18 protein-coding genes are annotated in these 17,177 nt (G+C 71.1%); 13 read left to right on the top strand and 5 right to left on the bottom strand.

Features of this window, described 5'->3' with window-relative positions; translation table 11 throughout:
* The first annotated feature begins 44 nt into the window (after window positions 1-44).
* The gene (locus tag DEIMA_RS08635; RefSeq protein ID WP_013556860.1) at window positions 45-254 is read left to right on the top strand and encodes a hypothetical protein; all 210 of its coding nucleotides are present in this window, start codon (window positions 45-47) and stop codon (window positions 252-254) included.
* Window positions 255-320: 66 nt separating this feature from the next.
* On the opposite strand, the gene DEIMA_RS08640 is transcribed toward DEIMA_RS08635, so the two are convergent.
* On the bottom strand, window positions 321-638 hold the full coding sequence (locus DEIMA_RS08640) for a hypothetical protein (protein WP_013556861.1): 318 nt from the start codon (window positions 636-638) through the stop codon (window positions 321-323).
* Between the two features lie 76 nt (window positions 639-714).
* Here DEIMA_RS08640 and DEIMA_RS08645 point away from each other — a divergent pair, with 76 nt between their 5' ends.
* Window positions 715-1,398, top strand: a complete 684-nt coding sequence (locus DEIMA_RS08645) for a hypothetical protein (protein WP_013556862.1) — start codon at window positions 715-717, stop codon at window positions 1,396-1,398.
* A 264-nt stretch (window positions 1,399-1,662) separates the two neighbouring features.
* Complete coding sequence (locus DEIMA_RS17925; RefSeq protein ID WP_148234933.1) at window positions 1,663-2,310, top strand: hypothetical protein; 648 nt, start codon at window positions 1,663-1,665, stop codon at window positions 2,308-2,310.
* A gap of 102 nt (window positions 2,311-2,412) precedes the next feature.
* Here DEIMA_RS17925 and DEIMA_RS08650 read toward each other — a convergent pair whose 3' ends face one another.
* On the bottom strand, window positions 2,413-3,582 hold the full coding sequence (locus DEIMA_RS08650; RefSeq protein ID WP_013556863.1) for a class I SAM-dependent rRNA methyltransferase: 1,170 nt from the start codon (window positions 3,580-3,582) through the stop codon (window positions 2,413-2,415).
* A 78-nt stretch (window positions 3,583-3,660) separates the two neighbouring features.
* Here DEIMA_RS08650 and DEIMA_RS08655 point away from each other — a divergent pair, with 78 nt between their 5' ends.
* From DEIMA_RS08655 to DEIMA_RS08670, 4 genes are all read left to right on the top strand, one after another.
* Window positions 3,661-4,725 carry a spore photoproduct lyase family protein gene (locus tag DEIMA_RS08655; protein ID WP_013556864.1) on the top strand — a complete coding sequence of 355 codons (1,065 nt, stop codon included), beginning with the start codon at window positions 3,661-3,663 and terminating at the stop codon, window positions 4,723-4,725.
* Window positions 4,725-5,384 carry a Nif3-like dinuclear metal center hexameric protein gene (locus tag DEIMA_RS08660; protein WP_013556865.1) on the top strand — a complete coding sequence of 220 codons (660 nt, stop codon included), beginning with the start codon at window positions 4,725-4,727 and terminating at the stop codon, window positions 5,382-5,384. The genes DEIMA_RS08655 and DEIMA_RS08660 overlap by 1 nt, the downstream gene beginning before the upstream one ends.
* Window positions 5,385-5,412: 28 nt before the next feature.
* Window positions 5,413-6,108: an SDR family oxidoreductase gene (locus DEIMA_RS08665; RefSeq protein WP_013556866.1), complete on the top strand. Its 696-nt coding sequence runs from the start codon at window positions 5,413-5,415 to the stop codon at window positions 6,106-6,108.
* 227 nt (window positions 6,109-6,335) lie between these two features.
* Window positions 6,336-6,860 carry a hypothetical protein gene (locus DEIMA_RS08670; protein ID WP_013556867.1) on the top strand — a complete coding sequence of 175 codons (525 nt, stop codon included), beginning with the start codon at window positions 6,336-6,338 and terminating at the stop codon, window positions 6,858-6,860.
* Between the two features lie 54 nt (window positions 6,861-6,914).
* Here the strand turns inward: DEIMA_RS08670 and DEIMA_RS08675 are convergent, their stop codons facing one another.
* Window positions 6,915-7,403: a peroxiredoxin gene (locus DEIMA_RS08675; protein ID WP_013556868.1), complete on the bottom strand. Its 489-nt coding sequence runs from the start codon at window positions 7,401-7,403 to the stop codon at window positions 6,915-6,917.
* A gap of 370 nt (window positions 7,404-7,773) precedes the next feature.
* On the opposite strand from DEIMA_RS08675, the gene cphA reads away from it, so the two are divergent.
* Genes cphA through tilS form a run of 3 tightly spaced genes read left to right on the top strand, consistent with a single transcriptional unit; the run spans window position 7,774 to window position 13,030 of the window.
* Window positions 7,774-10,515, top strand: coding sequence for a cyanophycin synthetase (cphA, locus tag DEIMA_RS08680; protein ID WP_245528306.1), 2,742 nt, complete (start codon window positions 7,774-7,776; stop codon window positions 10,513-10,515).
* The gene (locus DEIMA_RS08685) at window positions 10,508-11,395 is read left to right on the top strand and encodes an isoaspartyl peptidase/L-asparaginase family protein (RefSeq protein WP_013556870.1); all 888 of its coding nucleotides are present in this window, start codon (window positions 10,508-10,510) and stop codon (window positions 11,393-11,395) included. The genes cphA and DEIMA_RS08685 overlap by 8 nt, the downstream gene beginning before the upstream one ends.
* 45 nt (window positions 11,396-11,440) lie before the next feature.
* On the top strand, window positions 11,441-13,030 hold the full coding sequence (gene tilS, locus DEIMA_RS08690; RefSeq protein ID WP_013556871.1) for a tRNA lysidine(34) synthetase TilS: 1,590 nt from the start codon (window positions 11,441-11,443) through the stop codon (window positions 13,028-13,030).
* A 7-nt stretch (window positions 13,031-13,037) separates the two neighbouring features.
* Here the strand turns inward: tilS and DEIMA_RS08695 are convergent, their stop codons facing one another.
* Window positions 13,038-13,790: an SDR family NAD(P)-dependent oxidoreductase gene (locus tag DEIMA_RS08695; protein ID WP_013556872.1), complete on the bottom strand. Its 753-nt coding sequence runs from the start codon at window positions 13,788-13,790 to the stop codon at window positions 13,038-13,040.
* Window positions 13,791-13,884: 94 nt separating this feature from the next.
* On the opposite strand from DEIMA_RS08695, the gene DEIMA_RS08700 reads away from it, so the two are divergent.
* From DEIMA_RS08700 to DEIMA_RS08710, 3 genes are read left to right on the top strand one after another with little or no spacing between them, the layout of a single operon-like run.
* Window positions 13,885-14,529, top strand: coding sequence for an HAD family hydrolase (locus tag DEIMA_RS08700; protein ID WP_013556873.1), 645 nt, complete (start codon window positions 13,885-13,887; stop codon window positions 14,527-14,529).
* A gap of 42 nt (window positions 14,530-14,571) precedes the next feature.
* A complete protein-coding gene (locus tag DEIMA_RS08705) occupies window positions 14,572-15,495 on the top strand; it encodes a carbohydrate kinase family protein (protein ID WP_013556874.1) in 924 nt (307 codons plus the stop codon).
* Window positions 15,496-15,554: 59 nt separating this feature from the next.
* Window positions 15,555-16,028 (top strand): GreA/GreB family elongation factor, encoded by a 474-nt coding sequence (locus DEIMA_RS08710; RefSeq protein WP_013556875.1) that lies wholly within the window; start codon window positions 15,555-15,557, stop codon window positions 16,026-16,028.
* A 39-nt stretch (window positions 16,029-16,067) separates the two neighbouring features.
* Here DEIMA_RS08710 and DEIMA_RS08715 read toward each other — a convergent pair whose 3' ends face one another.
* Entirely contained in the window at window positions 16,068-17,177 is a 1,110-nt protein-coding gene (locus tag DEIMA_RS08715) for a hypothetical protein (protein WP_013556876.1), read from the bottom strand.

A 17,177-nucleotide genomic window follows, 5' to 3' on the forward strand; every position in this document is an offset into this window, starting at 1 on the left:
GAAACCCCAACGCGCCCCCCCAACCCACGAGACTACGGTGGGGCATGAACCTCGGCTACATCCTGATCCTGCTCGGCCTGATCCTGCTGATCGTCAGCGGCGTCACCGCCGCCCGCAACTGGCGCGTCAGCAAAACCGTCCGCAACACCGAACTGGTGTACATCGCCGTGAGCGTCATCATGATCGGCCTCGGCATCTACATGCTCGCCGCCGTCCCGCCCGTCCCCGCGTTCGGCGAACCCACCCCGAAATAACCCGCCCGCCGTCCCCCTGGCGCGCGGGGGCGCCCGGCGACACCCCTTTCCCGCAGAACGCCAGACTCAGAGGCCGAACTCCTTCGCCAGCCATGCTCGCTGCCCACCCTCCGCCTCCAACGCCTGCCCGGCGCCGTCCAGGAACCGCTCGCGCGCCACCCGCGCCTCCGCCGCCGTCACCCCGAACGCCTCGGGCGCGCGCTCCACATCCCGCAGGAACGCCAGCACCGGCACGTCCTCATGCACCACACCCCGCACCGCCACGTTCGCGCGCCAATGCACGAGGTAATCCAGCGCGAACAGCGCCGGCTCCGTCACACACCCACCCCGGTACGGCACGATGCCCGGCGCGGGAAACTCAATGGCCTGCGATTGCGGCGTCATGCCTGAGCTTAGCGGCCCCGCCCTCAGGAGCGTCAACTCCGCGCGACGATCCGCGCCGCCCATGTCACCCTGAGGCATGACGACCGACGCGGTCCCCTGGACGCAGGCGGAACTGGAACACTGGATGGCACAGCACGAGGCCGCCCTCGCCAACGACGAGCGCCTTCAGGCGTGGCTGCGCGTCGCCACGCACGGTCTTGCTGCCGAACCCCAGCGCCGCTTGAGCCGCGAGATCCGCGAACAGGTGCGCCGCTCCGCACAGACGCACCAGCAGCACGGGCGCACCGCCGAAACCGCCACGGTCGCCGCCCTCACCACCCTCGGCGACCCTCGCCACGCGCGCGTCCGCTGGGCCGCCCGGGAACTGACCGCCGCCGAGGAGCGCAGCCTGCGCGCCCACGCCCCGAACCCCCGCCAGGACGCGGCCCTGGGCTTCTTCTGGACGACCACGGCCTTGTTTCCGCTGACCACCGCGCACCCTGCCCTCATTGTCTTGGGCGCGGGCTTTTTCGTGCGCTGGGCCTTCTGGTGGATAATTTGGCGGCGACGCCCGCGCGCGCACGCCTGGCGCGCGTGGCTGTTGCTGGAAGTCCTGCTGGCTCTTTTGGCCTTGGCCGTGTTCCTGCTGAACCTGCATGCCAGCGGACCCGCTCACTGGTGGATGTGGCCACTGCTGCTGGCGGTCATGGTCCCGGCGGTCCATCAGTCCCTGCTCGTCCGCCGTGCCCTCAGGAAGCAGGTGGCCCGCAGGGTAGACTGACGTGCGCGGTCGTTCACCGTGCCTAGCAAGAAGCCACGCGGCAAGGCTCAAGCGTCGGGAGAGAGACGCACCCCCGGGCCATGCAGGCTAGATTTGGTCAGGGAACCGGCGTTCGGAAAATATTCAGGTAAGAGCCTGCGGATAAAACGGTCGGCGGCGTCAAATTTGTCTGTTGTTGACGCTGACGCTCCAAAACACTGCGCGTTTTGTCCTCAAGGTCTAAATCGGCAGCCGGCTGGACTGTGCGTCTGACATGATGGGTGAATGCCGGACAGGGTGGAGCGCGCATTCCAGAGAGCGGCCTGGGAAAGCTGGGCCATGGAACGGGGCGGAGATGCTCGGCAGGCGCAGCTGCTGATGAACTGGGCCAACGCTGTCACGCGAAACCTGGCTGCTGAGGCCCGAAAACGTGTGATTTCGGAGGTTCAGGCCACACTCGAGTCAGCTGTGGCTGCTGCACGGATGCAGGGAACGGCTACGCCGCGAGCCTGGGATGACGCGCTTGAGGCTCTTGGCTCACCCGATGCTGCACGTAAGCAGTACGAAGCAGGGGTTTTCACAGCTTCTGAAGAGAGCATCATCAGCGGCGCGACTGAATTCGGCTCGATGAATGTATTATGCATAGCTTTTGGATTAATCTGTTTAAGTGAAGCGTCTCTTTTGGTAAATGTATCAGGTTTTATTCTGATTATGCTTCAAATTTATAAAAAATATATTCTTGTAAAGAGTAGCCGCACAAATATCCTCTTGCCTACAATACATAGCCTGAGTATCTTGTTGCTGATGTTTCTTTATTATTTATTGAAAGATGGATATATAAAGTATGCCATTTTAATTCTTGGATTAATGGGTATGTTCAGTGTCCTCAAGACATACAGGAAGGCAATGCGTCTGCAGCAAATCGTCGAATAAAGTAAGCGCGGCGCGGCGTGAAAGTCCTCGCAACCATGAACATGAACCGTGAAATGACGCGAGGGGACGGGGTGATGTCACCCCGTCCCCTCGTTTTGCCAATCAGTCTTTGCGCAGCAGGATGCTTTTCAGGTACAGGCTTTCCGGGACGGCGAGCAGCCACGGGTGATCGGCCGGCTGGTACGTGACGTCCAGAACTTCCGCGCTTGCGTCCGCCTCGCTGGCTGCCACGCGCGCAGCGTCCAGCAGGTCGTCCACGCGGATGTAATGCGCGCACGTGCTGATCAGCAGGTGCCCGCCGGGCTTCAGCATGCGCAGCGCGCGGGCAGTGCCGTCCGTGAAGACGCGCTTGGCGCGCGGCACGTCGTCCTTGCGTTTGGCGAGGGTGGGCGGGTCGAGGACGACCGCGTCGAACGTGCGCCCTTCCCGTTCAAGCTGCGTGAGCACCTCGATCGCGTCGCCGAGGCGCACGCCCGTGTGGCGGTCCAGGCCGTTCGCGCGCGCGACCGCTTCGAGCGTGCCGAGCGCCACGGGGTCCTTGTCCACCGCGACGGCTTTCGCGCCCGCGCGGGCCGCGTGCAGACTGAACCCGCCCGTGTAACTGTACGCGTCGAGGAACGTGCCGCCCTCCGGCACGAGGCGGCGCATCAGGCGGCGGTTGTCGCGCTGATCGAGGAAGAACCCGGTCTTCTGCGCTTCCAACGGCCGGAAGAACAGCTCAAGGTCGTCCTCGTGGAACGTGACCTTGTCGGGCAGGTCGCCCCACAGCACGCCGGCACGCAGGTCCAGGCCTTCCTTGCGGCGCTCGCCGGTGTCGCTGCGTTCGAACGCGGCGGTCGCGCCGGTTTCCTCGCGCAGCGCGCGCAGGATCAGGTCCCGGTGGCGTTCCACGCCGGCGTTGCGCAGCTGCACGCTGAGCACACTGCCGAATTTGTCCGCGATGATGCCGGGCAGGCCGTCCGCTTCGGCGTGCGAGACGCGCAGGGCGTCCGTGCCGGTGATGCGGCCCTCGCGGCGGGCGAGGGCCGCGCGGAGGCGGCGGCGGTAGAACGCTTCACCGATGTCCTCGCGTTCCAGCGTGAGCATGCGCAGGGGCGTGGCGCCCTCCGCGTTGAAGTACCCGCGGCCGATGAACGCGCCGCCCTCGGCGTGTACGTCGACGACGTCGCCCGCGCTGATGCCGGCGTCGGCGTCGAGAATGTCGCCGGCGTGCCCGAACGGGTAGCGTCCGAGGAGTTTGCGTTCCCGGCCTGCTTTGATCCTGACCTTCATCCGGGCAGGATACCGTCCCTCGTGGGCAATCACCCGGTGTTGACCCCCCATTCGCGTTACGCTGCCCGCAGAACGCCCATGTCGTCTGCGCCGCTGCTCCGCCCCACCACCATCTACCTCGAACCGGCCGTCCCCGGATACCCGCGCGGCCAGCAGATCCTCGCGCGTTACCCGGACGCCACGCGCATCGAGGTGCCCTCCCACTGGAACATCCCTGGCCTGCACGGCAACGCCGGGCTGGTTCACGACTGGGTGCGCACGAAACGCGACGTCCTCGTTCTCGGCGTGCGCAAGAGCTTCACGATGCGCGCGAACGGTCGCAGCGCCGACTGGATCGCGCCCGGCCCCGCCAACGGCTGCGCCATGGCGTGCGCGTACTGCTACGTCCCGCGCCGCAAGGGGTACGCGAACCCCATCACGACCTTCGTGAACATCGAGCAGACGCTGGACTTCCTCACGGACCACGCCCGCACCCTCGGCCCGAAACCCGAAGCGAACCAGGTGGACCCCGCCGACTGGGTGTACGACCTCGGGGAGAACAGCGACCTCAGCGTCGACGCGACCCTCAGCGACAACGTCCAGGACCTCGTGCGCCTCTACCGCGACCTGAACGGCGCCAAGATGTCCTTCGCGACGAAGTACGTGAACCGTGACCTTCTCCAGTACGACCCGGGTGGCGGCACCCGCATCCGCTTCTCGCTGATGCCGAGTCGCGTGGCGCGCATCGTGGACGTCCGCACCACGCCCATCCCCGAACGCATCGCCGCCATCAACGACTTCGTGGACGCCGGGTACGAGGTGCACCTGAACTTCAGCCCCGTCATCCTCTACAAAGGCTGGCGTGACGACTACGCGGAGCTCTTCACGCACCTGAATGACACGCTCAGCGCCCGCGCCCGCGCGCAGCTCGCCGCCGAAATCATCTTCCTGACGCACAACGAACAGCTGCACGACGTGAACCTCGGCTGGCACCCGCGCGCCGAGCAGCTCCTCTGGCAACCGCAACTCCAGGAAACCAAACGCAGCGAACACGGCGGCGACAACGTCCGCTACCGCACCGGCTTCAAGGGCCGCATGGTCCGCGAGTTCCGCGAACTCCTTGCGCGGCACCTCCCGGACTGCCGCGTCCGGTACGCCTTCTGATGCCCACCCTCGACGCCCTCGCCGCGTGGCTTCAGTCGCGCCTGCAGGAACCGCGCCCGCTCTGGCGCCCTGGCCCGCCGGATGTGCGTCACCTCGCGCTCGCCCTCGACCCGGACGACCTGCCGCAGTCACCCCGCGCGGACGCGCTGTTCCTGCACCGCGCGTTCCGCCTCGGTGACCGGTACGCCCCCCTGGGGGTTCTCACCGCGCACGACGGCTTCGACGCGCACCTCACGACCGGGCAGAACCACGCCCTCGCTCACGCCCTGCAGTGGCGCGACCTTCGCCCCCTCGACCACCAGGGCCGAACGTACGGCCTGACCGCCACGCCCCCGCAAGCGACCTGGCCGGCGCTCCTCGCGGCCCTCACGGACGAACTCGGCGGCGTGGAGGAAACCCGGCCGCCCACCCGCCCTGCAGCGCGCGTGGCGCTCATGAACGCCATGCGCCCCGAACTCCTCCAGGCCGCGCACGACCACGGCGCGAACGTGTACGTTACCGGTCAGCTCCGCCCCGGCGCCCTCGCGCGCGCCCACGAACTCGGCGTGGGCATCGTCGCGCTCGGGCACCGCCGCAGCGAAGTCTGGGGCCTTCAGCAGCTCGCCCGGGAACTCCGTGCGGCCTTCCCGGACCTGCGCCCGCACGTGCACACAGGCTAAGTCCTGACGCACGCGGTACAGTCCGGTCATGAACCAGCCCCTGCACGGCCGCACCATCGCCATCACCGGCGCCAGCAAAGGCATCGGTTACGCCCTCGCCCGCGACCTCACCGCCAGCGGCGCGACCGTCATCGCCGGCGCGCGCGACATCACCGGCCTCGACCTCCCCGGCGTCACCTTCCTGACCCTGGACGTCACCAGCGAACCCAGCGTCGACGCCTTCACCGCTGTTGCCGCGCAGGCTGGCGTGGACGCCCTCATCAACAACGCCGGCGTCGGCGCGTTCATGCCCGTCGAGGACATCACCCCCGAGGTGTACCACCGCGTCATGGACACCAACGTTCTCGGCACGATCCTCACCACCCGCGCCCTCATCCCGCACTTCCGCACGCGCGGCGGCGGGCAGGTCATCAACGTCACCAGCGACGTCTCCGCCCGCACCTTCGCGAACGGCGCGCTGTACACCGCCAGCAAGTACGCCCAGCGCGCCGTCACGCACGCCCTCGCGCACGAGGGGCACGCGTACGGCCTGCGCGTTACCGAAATCCGCCCCGGCATGGTCGACACGCACTTCGGCGACACCGAACAGGGCGCCGAGTACAAGGCCGCGTGGCTCAAGCCCGAGGACATCGTGCAGGCTGTCACCTACGCCCTGACGGCGCCCGCGCACGTCCGCGTGGACGAAGTGCTCCTGCACCCGGTCATTCAGGACGTCGCGTACTGAATCACGGGCGGGCCCGCCTGGCCTGCAGCCGAGGCCGGATGGGGCAGTGGCGCCCCGTCCAGCGGACGGCGCCGTTGAGGCTCGTCGGGTCGGCCCTGGTGGCCGGAGGACGCCCGGGTAAGGCTCGCAGGGTGGTAGCCCGCGCGAACCGTGCGCCCCGCACAAGCTCAAGGGACCATCACGCGGCGCTGAGCGTCCCCGCGCGCGGCCCTGCTACCCTGAGGCGCATGAAGCTGCTGCTGCTCCTCGCGCCCGCCGCGCTGCTCGCCTCGTGCGGCACGGGCCTGATTCCCCTCGGGAACTTCAACCTCCCGGACGTGACCATCACGCTGCCTGCCGCCAGCGCCAACAACGGGTTCGTGGCGTACTCCACCACGAACGCCGTCGCGGACGCCGACCCGCGCGTGGCGAGCATCACCAGCGTCACCATCGAGGCGAACGCGTTGTACACCACCCTGCTCGGAACGGCCACCAGCGCGGACATGTACGTCCGCACGAACTTCACCGGCTGCGACCAGAGCACCGCCGCGAGCGGGTACGTGCTGTGCCCCGTCGCGGGCGAGACGAACAACCGGATCAGTACCCTCACCCTCAAGGCGGGCACGCCGCAGGCGGCGGTGCTGACTGGCGCGGCCCTGAACACCGCCGTGAAGACCCGCCAGGGGTACTTCGGGTTGAGCCTCACTGCCGGGTCGACCGTCATGGGCGACCAGCTGAAACTCACGAACGTCATCGCCAAGCCGCGCCTGTAAATCCAGACGGGAAGCGGCCCGCGCTGAGGGGCCGCTTCCCGTCTGGTTGTGCGTTCAGGACAGGCTCGCCCGCGCAGGCTGCTCCGCGCGCAGGCGGTCAAGGTCCGCCAGCACCTCGGTGGCGTGGCCGCCCACGTTCAGGACGCGGTACACGTGCGCGACGCGTCCACCCGGGTCAATCAGGAACGTGCGCCGTGACGCCATGTTCAGGAGGCCGCCCACCACGCCCACCGCGCCGTACGCGCGCGCGATGACCTTGTCGCCGTCGGGCAGCAGCGGGAAGCTCAGGCCGCAGCGGTCCCGGAAGAGCGCCTGTTTCGCTTCCGTGTCCGTGCTCACGCCAATGACGGTCGCGCCGCGCCGCTCGAATTCCGGGAGGGCGGTTTCGAAGGCGCGCGCTTCGACGCTGCATCCGGGCGATGACGCGCGCGGGTAGAAGTACAGCACCACCCATCGTCCACGCAGGGCGGCGAGGCTCACGTCTTGCCCGTCATCACTGCGCGCGCGGAAGTCCGGGGCGAGGTCACCAACTCGAGGCGTCATGCGCGGATTGTACGGGCTGGACGGCGCGCGCGACCAGCGCCGGGGACACGGCATGAAGTGAACCCGGGGGGCCTCCAGGGGCGCTGCGGCGTGCCCCACTACCGGTCGGCAGCTCGGGCTGGCATCGCCTGAGGCCCTGAGCGTGGGCGGGTGGCGCGCTGCGTGAATGCCCGTTCATGCAAGTGAAGGACAAGGTGCGGCTTTGCTCAAGGGTTGCTCGGGGGACGCGGGTGGCGTCAGGCGGTACCGTGCGGGTAGTTTTCAACCTCCAGCAGGGCCACGGAAAGGGGTAACGCACGTGACGAACGAACAGTTGGGCGCGGACGCTGGCGGGCCGGTAGGCTCGCCAGCGCCCACTACCCCCATCAGGGTGCTTGAGACGCAGGTGTACCGCGGGCCGAACGTGTACGGGTACGAACCGATGATTCGCGTGCAGCTGGATCTGGGCGCGCTGGAAGGCGTCCGGGTGGGCACGCTGGCCGGACTGACGGAACGCCTGGTGGAGTTGCTGCCGGGCCTGCACGGGCACGCGCGGGGCGTGCCGGGTGACTTCACGCGCTGGTTGCAGGAGGACGCGGGCGTGGCGGACGTGGTGGAGCACGTCGCACTGGAGCTGCAGACCCTGGCGGGCACGCCCGTCCGGTCGGGCACGGCGCGGCCCGCGCGGGGGCAGGCGCCGGGCGCGCGCGTGCTGTACCGGTACGTGGAGGAGCGCGTGGGCCTGATCGCCGGGGCGGTGGCGCTCCGCCTCGTGCACAGCCTGCTCCCGGAGGGACCGCCGGCGCTGGAGGACGTGGACCTGCTGCTGCCTGGCAAGGTCGTGGCGCTCGACCCGGCGGACCCGTTCGAGTTCGAGGCGGAACTGGGGGACCTGCGGCGCCTCGTGCGGCGGTACGCGCTCGGGCCGACCACGCAGTCGCTGGTGAGTGAAGCGGAGCGGCGCGGCATTCCGCACCTGCGCCTCGATGAGGGCAGCCTGGTGCAGCTGGGGTACGGCCGGTACCAGCGGCAGGTGCGGGCGAGCATCACGAGCATGACGCCGTTCATCGCGACGAGCACCGCGAGCGACAAGGACCTCACGAAGCGGCTGCTGGACCGCGCAGGCCTGCCGACGCCGCAGGGCGCCGTGGTGCGCAGCGCGGACGAAGCGGTGCGCGCGGCGCGGCGCCTGCGCGGGCCGGTCGTGACGAAGCCGCTCGACGGGAACCACGGGCGCGGCGTGTCCCTGAACCTGACGGCGCCGGAAGACATCCACCGGGGCTTTGAGGAGGCGCGGCAGCACAGCCGGGACGTGGTGGTCGAGCAGTACTACGCCGGCAACGACCACCGCGTGCTGGTAATCAACGGTGAGGTGATCGCCGTGGCGGAACGCGTCCCAGCGCACGTGGTGGGGGACGGGACGCGCACGATCCGCGCCCTCGTGGACGCCGTGAACGAGGACCCGCGCCGCGGTGACGGGCACGAGAACGTCATGACGCGTATCAGCATTGACGAGCACGTCCTCCGGCTGCTGGAGCGCGCCGGCCGCACGCCGGACACCGTTCCCGCGGCGGGCGAAACGGTGTTCCTGCGCGACACCGCCAACATGTCCACCGGCGGCACCGCCGTCGACCGCACGGACGTGACGCACCCGGAGAACCTGACCATTGCGCGCCGCGCCGCGCAGGTGATCGGTCTGGACGTCGCCGGCATTGACCTGATCAGCCCGGATATCTCCCAGTCGGTCCACGAGACGGGCGGCGGGATCGTGGAGGTGAACGCCGCGCCGGGCTTCCGCATGCACCTGCAGCCCAGCGAGGGGCAGCCTCGGAATGTCGCCGGGCCGGTGCTGAGCATGCTCTTCCCGAAGGGCACGCCGTGCCGCATGCCGATCATTTCGATCACCGGCACGAACGGGAAGAGCACCACCTCGCGTATGGTCGCGCACATCATGCGGCACGCCGGGAAGGTCGTGGGTCTCACCACCTCGAACGGCATCTACGTGAACGGCGAACTCATCATGACGGGCGACACCACCGGCCCGAAAAGCGCGAAGGTCATCCTCAGCGACCCGAACGTCGAGGTGGCCGTGCTCGAAACGGCGCGCGGCGGCATCCTCCGCGAGGGCCTCGCGTTCGACCGGGCGGACGTGGGCGCCGTCCTGAACATCCAGCCGGACCACCTGGGCGTGAAGGGCATCAAGACCGTCGAGGACCTCGCGTGGGTGAAGGGCCTGGTGGTGGAGGTCGTCACGGACACCGGCACCAGCGTCCTGAACGCTGACGATCCCCTCACGCTGGCGATGCGGGCCAAGGCAAAGGGCCGCGTGACGTTCTTCTCCATGCGCGGCGGCATTGCCGTCTCCCCGGAACTGCAGCAGCACATCAACGACGGCGGCACCGCCGTCGTCCGCGAACCGACCGTGCTGGGGGACGAACTGGTCCTGTATGAGGACGGGCAGCGCCTGCCGATCATGCGCGCGCGGGACATTCCCGCGACGCTTGGCGGGTTCGCGGAGGTGAACATCGCCAACGCCCTCGCGGCGGCGGCCATGGCGGTCGCGCAGGGCGTGGAGCTGCCGGTGATCCGCGCGGCGCTCGGGAGCTTCAGCACGTCGTTCGAGCAGAGCCCCGGACGCCTGAACCTCTACGAAGGCCACCCGTTCCGCGTGCTCCTCGACTACGCCCACAACCCGTCCGGCCTGGAGTACCTGCGGGACCTCGTGCAGCACATGCGCCCGCGACGCGGCCGCGTGATCGGCGTGGTCGGCGTCGCCGGGGACCGCCGCGACGACGACATGCGCCGCATGGGCGAAATTGCCGCGGAGGCGTTCGACGAGATCATCATCCGCGAGGACGAACTGCGGCGCGGCCGCGCGCCCGGTGAGGGCGCGCGCCTCGTCGCGGAAGGGGCGCGCAGCGCGGGCTTCGCCGACGAGCACCTCACGACCATCCTGTCCGAGCCGGACGCCGTGGACCACGCGCTGCGCGCCGCGCGTCAGGGCGACCTGGTGGTGCTGCTCGCCACCGAGGTCGAGGACACCTGGGCGCAGATCCGCAACTTCAACAGTGCCCACGCACCCGCCGGGGGGTTCCCGGACGACACTCCACACCAAGGGACATACCATGAATGAACCGAAGCCCAACTGGGCCATTATCGTGCACGGGGGCGCCCACGAAGTGCCCGCCGGGAAGGAAGCCGCGTCCCGCAGCGGCTGCGTCGCCGCCGCGAACGCGGGCCGCAAGGTGCTGGAAGGCGGCGGCAGCGCCGTGGAGGCCGTGGAGGCCGCCATCCGCGTGCTGGAGGCCGACCCGACATACAACGCCGGGTACGGCTCGGCCCTGAACGCGGACGGACAGGTGGAGATGGACGCCGCCATCATGGACGGCGCCACCCTGGACGTCGGCGCCGTGGCGGGCCTGCCGGGCGTGCGGCACCCCATTTCCGTCGCGCGGCGCCTGCTGCGCGAGCAGGAAATCCTGCTGATCAGCGAGGGCGCCCGCCGCTTCGCGCGGGAGTCCGGCGCGGAACTGTGCGCGCCCGAGGACCTGATCACGCCGGAGCAGCGGGCGGCGTACGAGGACCACGACACGGTCGGCTGCGTCGCCCTGGATGCGGACGGGCACCTCGCGGCGGGGGCGTCCACGGGCGGGCTGAGCGGGCAGCGCGCAGGCCGCGTGGGCGACTCCCCGCAGCCCGGCTGCGGGTTCTACGCGGACGACGGAATTGGCGCCCTCGCGCTAAGCGGCGAGGGTGAGAGCATCGCGCGCATGATGACGGCCGCGCGCTTCATGCACCGCCTGCCGGACCACACCCCGGACGACGCGATGCGCGAGGTGCTGGAAGCCATGCGCCTGCGCGTCGGCGGCGACGGGGGCGGTATCGCCATCAAGGCCGACGGGCAGATCGGCTGGTGGCACAACAGCCCGCACATGCCCGTCGCGTACGCGTACGCAGGCCTGAACGAACCGCGCGTGTACCTGAAGAAGACCGAGGAGGTCGAGGACCGGTAGGCGCCGCCCGGCCCCTGACCCGTCCAGTCACCCTAGAATGCGCGCGTGCACCGCTTCGCGCGTCTGCTGGAGCCGCTCGCCCCCTACGCGGGGCGGGCGGTGCTGGTGGCGGTGTCCGGCGGGGCGGACAGCGTGGCGCTGCTGCTCGGGGCGCACGAGGCGGGCGCGCGCGTGGTCGCGGCGACGTTCGACCATCAGCTGCGCGCGGACTCCGCGCAGGACGTGGCGTTCGTGCAGGACGTGTGTGCCCGCCTGGGCGTGCCGTGCGAGGTGGGCGGCGCGGACGTGGCGCGGGTGGCGCGCGCGCGCGGGTGGAGCGTGGAGGCGGCCGCGCGGACGTTGCGCTACGCGTTCCTGACGCGCGCCGCGAAGGCGCGCAGGGTGGACGTGATCCTCACGGCGCACACCGCCCGTGACGACGCGGAAACGTACCTGATGGAGGCGCTGCGCGGCGAGGCGCACCCCACCGGCATCCCGGAAGCGAACGGGCACGTGCGCCGCCCGTGGCTGCGCGCCGCGCGCGCGGACGTGGAGGCGTACCTCCAGGCTCGCGCGCAGGCATGGCGGGAAGACCCCAGCAACGCGGACACGTACTTCACGCGCAACTGGGTGCGGCACGCGGTGATGCCGGTGCTCACAGCGCGCGAGGCGGGCGCCGAGGACCGCCTCGCGCGGACCGCGCGGCTCGCGCGGGAAGACGACGCCGCCTTGGAGGCGCTGGCAGCGCGCGTGACGCCGCACATGCCGAAAGGAGCCCTGCCGCGCGCGGTGCGGCGCCGGTATGTCACGCGGGCGCTGCGCTCGGCGCGCGCCGCCTACCACGCGGAGCACGTGGACGCCCTCGCGGACGCCCTCGCGAACGGCGGAACGACGCACGTGACCCTGCCGGGCGCGCGCACCGTGACCGTCACGGACGGGGAATTGCACCTGACGCCGCCGGCCACGCCGACGCCGGAGTTCCCCATCCCGCCCGGCTGGACGCTCCGCCACCGGCAACCCGGCGACCGCGTGCGCCTCCCCGGCGGGACCCGTAAGCTCAGCGACGTCCTCACGGACCGCAAGGTGCCCCGCGCGAACCGCGACGCCGTGTGGGTGCTCGCGCTCGGCGCGGACGTGCAGTGGGTGGGACTGCAGCCGCCCGTGTGGGCGGTCGGCGCGGCCGAGACGACCGGGGCGCCCGCCGACCTGGACCACGTGGCCATGGGGGAGGCCCTCGCCGCCGCCCGCGAAGCGTTCGGGAACGCGGAGGTCCCGGTCGGCGCCGTCATCACCGGCCCGGACGGTCAGGTTGTCGCGCGCGCCGCGAACACCGCCCGCGCGCACGGCGACATGACCCGCCACGCGGAACTCGACGCTCTGCGCGCCGCCGCCGCCACGCTCGGCACGGCGTACCTGACGGGCTGCACGCTGTACGTGACGCTCGAACCGTGCCCCATGTGCCTGGGCGCCGCGCTGGAGGCGCGCGTGTCCCGCATCGTGTTCGGCGCGCGCAACCCGAAGCTCGGCGCGCTCGGCGGCGTCACGGACGTCCTCGCGTACGCCTGGGGGCACCGCCCGGACGTGCAGGGCGGCGTCCGCGCCCGCGAGGCGAGCGCCCTGCTGACCGGCGCGTTCCGCACCTACCGCGCCGACTGACCCGCCCTCAGACGGGCCGGCCCGCCATCATGAAGCTGGCGGTCATGCCGCCGTCCACCGGGAGGATCGCGCCCGTGATGAAGCTCGCGGCCTTCGACCCCAGGAAGTACACCGCTTCCGCCACCTCGCGCGCCTCGCCGATGCGGCGCAGCGCGTGCAGGTCCTCGTAGTCCCGGCGGGTCTGCACCGGGTCGTCCGTCGCGGCGATGGCGTCCTCCACGGCTTCCGTGGCGATCGCGCCGGGCGCGACCGCATTCACGCGCACGCCGCGCGGCGCGAGGTCCAGGCACATGGCGCGCGTGAGGTTCACGAGGCCGCCCTTGGTGGCGTTGTACGCCGCGTTCCCCGGCTCCGCGAACAGGCCCTGCACGGACGCGACGTTCACGATGGCCGCGTCGCGCGGCATCAGGTCGATGACGGCGCGCGTGAGCAGGAGCGGCGCCGTGAGGTTCACGGCGATGGCCTGCGCCCAGCCGTCCTCCGGGACGTCCAGCACGCCGCCGGGCGCGCCCTGAAACGCGGCGTTGTGCACGAGGACGTCCACGCCGCCCAGGAAGGTGCGGGCGCCCTCCACGATGCGTTTACGCCCGCCGGGCGTGGCGATGTCGGCGCGCAGGCCACGCGCGCCGCGCAACTTTGGAGGCGTGTGGAGGTCCACCATCAGGACGCGCGCGTCCCGTTCCGCGTACAGTTCCGCGATGGCGCGGCCAATGCCGCGCGCCGCGCCGGTCACGATGACTCGGGGGGCCGTTTCACTCATGCGTTTCAGTGTGCGGCGCGCTCCGCGCGGGCGTGCGCGTTCCGTAAGGGCCGCTCAAGGCGGCGCGCGCGCGCGGGCGCGTAGGGTGGTCGGCATGAGCATCCGAGCGGTCATCATGGATCTGGACGGCACGCTGGTGGACAGCAACGACGCGCACGCCCGCGCGTGGGTGGCGGCCCTGCGTGACTTCGGCATCGAGCGGACCTTCGAGGACGTGCGCCCTTTGATCGGCATGGGCGGCGATCAGCTGCTGCCGCGCGTCGCGGACGTCGACCCGAACAGCGAGCGGGGCGAGGGGCTGACGCAGGCGTGGGCGGAACACTTCAAGCCGATGATCCCGGAGCTGCGCGCCACGCGCGGCGCGCGTGAGCTGCTGGAGGCCCTGCACGGCCGGGGGCTGCGCGTGATCCTCGGCACGAGCGGCGACAGCGACGTGATCGACCCGCTGCTGGAGCACATCGGCGTGCGCGACCTCGTGCCGGACCGCGTGACCGCTGACGACGTGGAGGCCAGCAAGCCCGAACCGGACATCCTGCACGCGGCGCTGCAGAAACTGGGCGTGGGCGCGCACGAGGCGCTGATGGTGGGCGACACGCCGTTCGACGCGGAAGCCGCGAAACGCGCGAACGTGCGCGTGGCGCTGCTGCGCGCCGGCGGGGATGAACGCGTGAACGCCGAAGCGTTCACGTTCGACGACCCTGCGGACCTCGCCGCGCACCTGGACGACGTGCTGCGCTGAGCGGCTTCCGGGCGGCGGGTTCGGCGCGGTACACTCGCCGCCATGACCGCCCATACCGAGGTGCCCCGCGACCTTCCGCTGATCGTGAGTGCCGGTGAGGCCCTCACGGACCTCGTCACGGCTGGAGGGGACCTCTGGCGCGCCCATCCGGGCGGCGCGGGCTGGAACGTCGCGCGCGCCGCGGCGCGCCTGGGCGTGCCCGCCGCGTTCGCGGGCGCCGTGGGCGACGACAACTTCGGTGACGACCTGGCCCGCGCGAGCGCCGACGCGGGCCTCGACCTGCGGTTCCTGCAGCGCGTGCCCCGCCCGACCCTCATGGCGGTCGTGCATCAGCTGACGCCGCCCGCGTACCGCTTCTTAGGGGAGGGCAGCGCGGACCTCGCGTTCGACGCGGACACCCTGCCGGACGGCTGGTGGGCCGCCGCGAAGTGGCTGCACCTGGGCGGCATCAGCCTCACGCGCGCGCCGCTCGCGGACGCCCTCGTGACCCTGATGCACGCCGCGCGCGCACGCGGCGTGCGCGTCAGCTTCGACCCGAACGCCCGCACCCCGCACCGGGACCCGGCGACGCGCCCCGTCTTCGAGGAGGTGCTGCGGCACGCGGACCTGCTGAAGTTCAGCGACGAGGACCTCGCGTTCTTCTACCCGGACGTCAGCGAGGACGACGCGCTGCGCGCCGTGCGCGGCTTGAACGCCCGTGCACCCCTGATTCTCACGCGCGGCCCGCACGGCGCGACGCTGGTCATGCCCGCGGGCCGCGCGGACCTGCCGGCCGCGCTCGTAACGGTCGCGGACACGGTCGGCGCGGGTGACGCCCTGATCGCTGGCGCGCTCGCTCACGCCGTGCAGCACGAGGCGCAGACCTGGGTGGAGCACCTGCGGTACGGTCTGCGCGCGGCCGCCGCCGCGTGCGCCCGGCCCGGCGCGTACGCGCCCACCGCCGCCGACGTGGCCGCGCTGCCGTGAGCGGATGAACGAACACTGCAGATGCGCAGGCCGCGCGTCTGCTACCGTGACGGTCAATCATGGCATCCCCCATTCAGGTCACCGCAGCGGGCTTGCAGCGCCTTCAGGGCAGTCTCGATCGTGAACGTGAACGCGCGGAGGAGGCGCGGCGCGTCCTGCGCGAGCAGATGGAAGCGAACGAAGCCGAGAGTCTCGGCCTGACCGAGGCGCAGCAGCACCTCGCCGCCATCGAGGCGCGCATCGAGGAACTGGAAGGCATGATCGCGGACGCCGAGGTCCTCCCGGCCAGCACGTCGGACGCGGTGGCGCTCGGCAGCACGCTGACGCTGCTGAACGTCGAGAACGGGCAGGTGCGGCGCGTGCGCCTCGTGAGCCCCGTGGAGGCCACCGGCAGCGTGGACGGGGTGGCGCTCATCAGCACGCAGAGCCCCGTCGGCGCGGCGCTGCTGGGCCGCCGCGTGGGGGAGACGTTCAGTGTCCGCCTGGGGGGGCGCACTGCGGAGTATCAGGTGCGCAGCCTTGAAGAGGCCTGAACGCCCGGGAGCGGGGACGCCGTAAGGGCCTGCGCGCGCTCAGGGAAGCGCGCGCGCGTACAGGCACGCCTTGAAGAACCCGTTCCACGCGTACGGCCACGTCTGCCCGCTCGACGCGAGCGCCGGGTTGTTGTGCCAGCCGGGGCCGGTGAAGAACGCCCACGCGTCCGTGTGCCGGCGCACGTCGAGCGGGCCCGCGCCGACCTCGTGGTTCAGGTAGCCGGCGAGGCGCGAGGCGCTCAGCAGCAGGTTCGGTGCGGGCCGGTTCAGCAGCGCGCGCACCTGCGCTTCGGTACGCGGGAAGCGCGCCAGGTGCACGCCGTGCGCGCGCAGGCGTTCCTCCTGCCCGAGCGCGTCCTGCCAGGACATCTGCGCGACCCCGACCGTCTGCGAGAGGCGCCCGGTCAGGCCGCTCGCGCCGTACGTCTGCGCGGCGCGTTGCGCGGCGGTGTCCGTGAACGTCCGCAGCAGCCCCGCGAGGCCGTACCCGCTGGCCTGCCCGGCCTGCTCGTTGTCGACGATGGCGGCCAGAATGGCGGGGGAGAGGTGCAGGGCGTTCGCGGCGCGCAGCAGGCCCGTGCGGTTCCCGAACACCACGTCCGGCGCCATGGGGACGGGCGCGTGCGCGCGGATGCGCGCGGCGAGCTGCGCGGACGTGCCGCGCTGTGGGCGCGCGAGCGTGTCATGCAGGAACGCCAGCCACCGCTCCACGTCCGCGAGGGCCGCTTCGGGGCTGCTGAAGACGCTGCGGCGTGCGCGGGCGGGGTTCTGGTTGCGAACCTCCGCGGCGATCAGGCGCATCAGGCTGGCTGCCTGCGCGCGCCCGAGTGTGCCGCGCGCGCGCAGGTACACCCGGAAGTGCCGTTCGAGCAGCGTCACGCGGCGCCGGTCGGAGGGCCGCAGGTCGTCGAGCGCGGCCGTGAACTCCGGCAGGGTGGTGGCGTACGCCTGGATGTCCGCGCGGGTCGCGTCCGGCACGGGCGCCAGAGGCAGTTCGGGCGTGTCGCGCGGGGCGACGCGGCCGTACAGGTGCCCGAGGTAGTACGCGGCGTTCGGGCTGAAGCTCACCAGGGCGAGCGCGACGAGCATGCTGATGGTCCGTCCGCGCCGCACGCGGCGCGGGTCCGGGCGCTGCGCGCGGGCCATCAT

This window comes from Deinococcus maricopensis DSM 21211 (assembly GCF_000186385.1).
Taxonomy (GTDB): domain Bacteria; phylum Deinococcota; class Deinococci; order Deinococcales; family Deinococcaceae; genus Deinococcus_B; species Deinococcus_B maricopensis.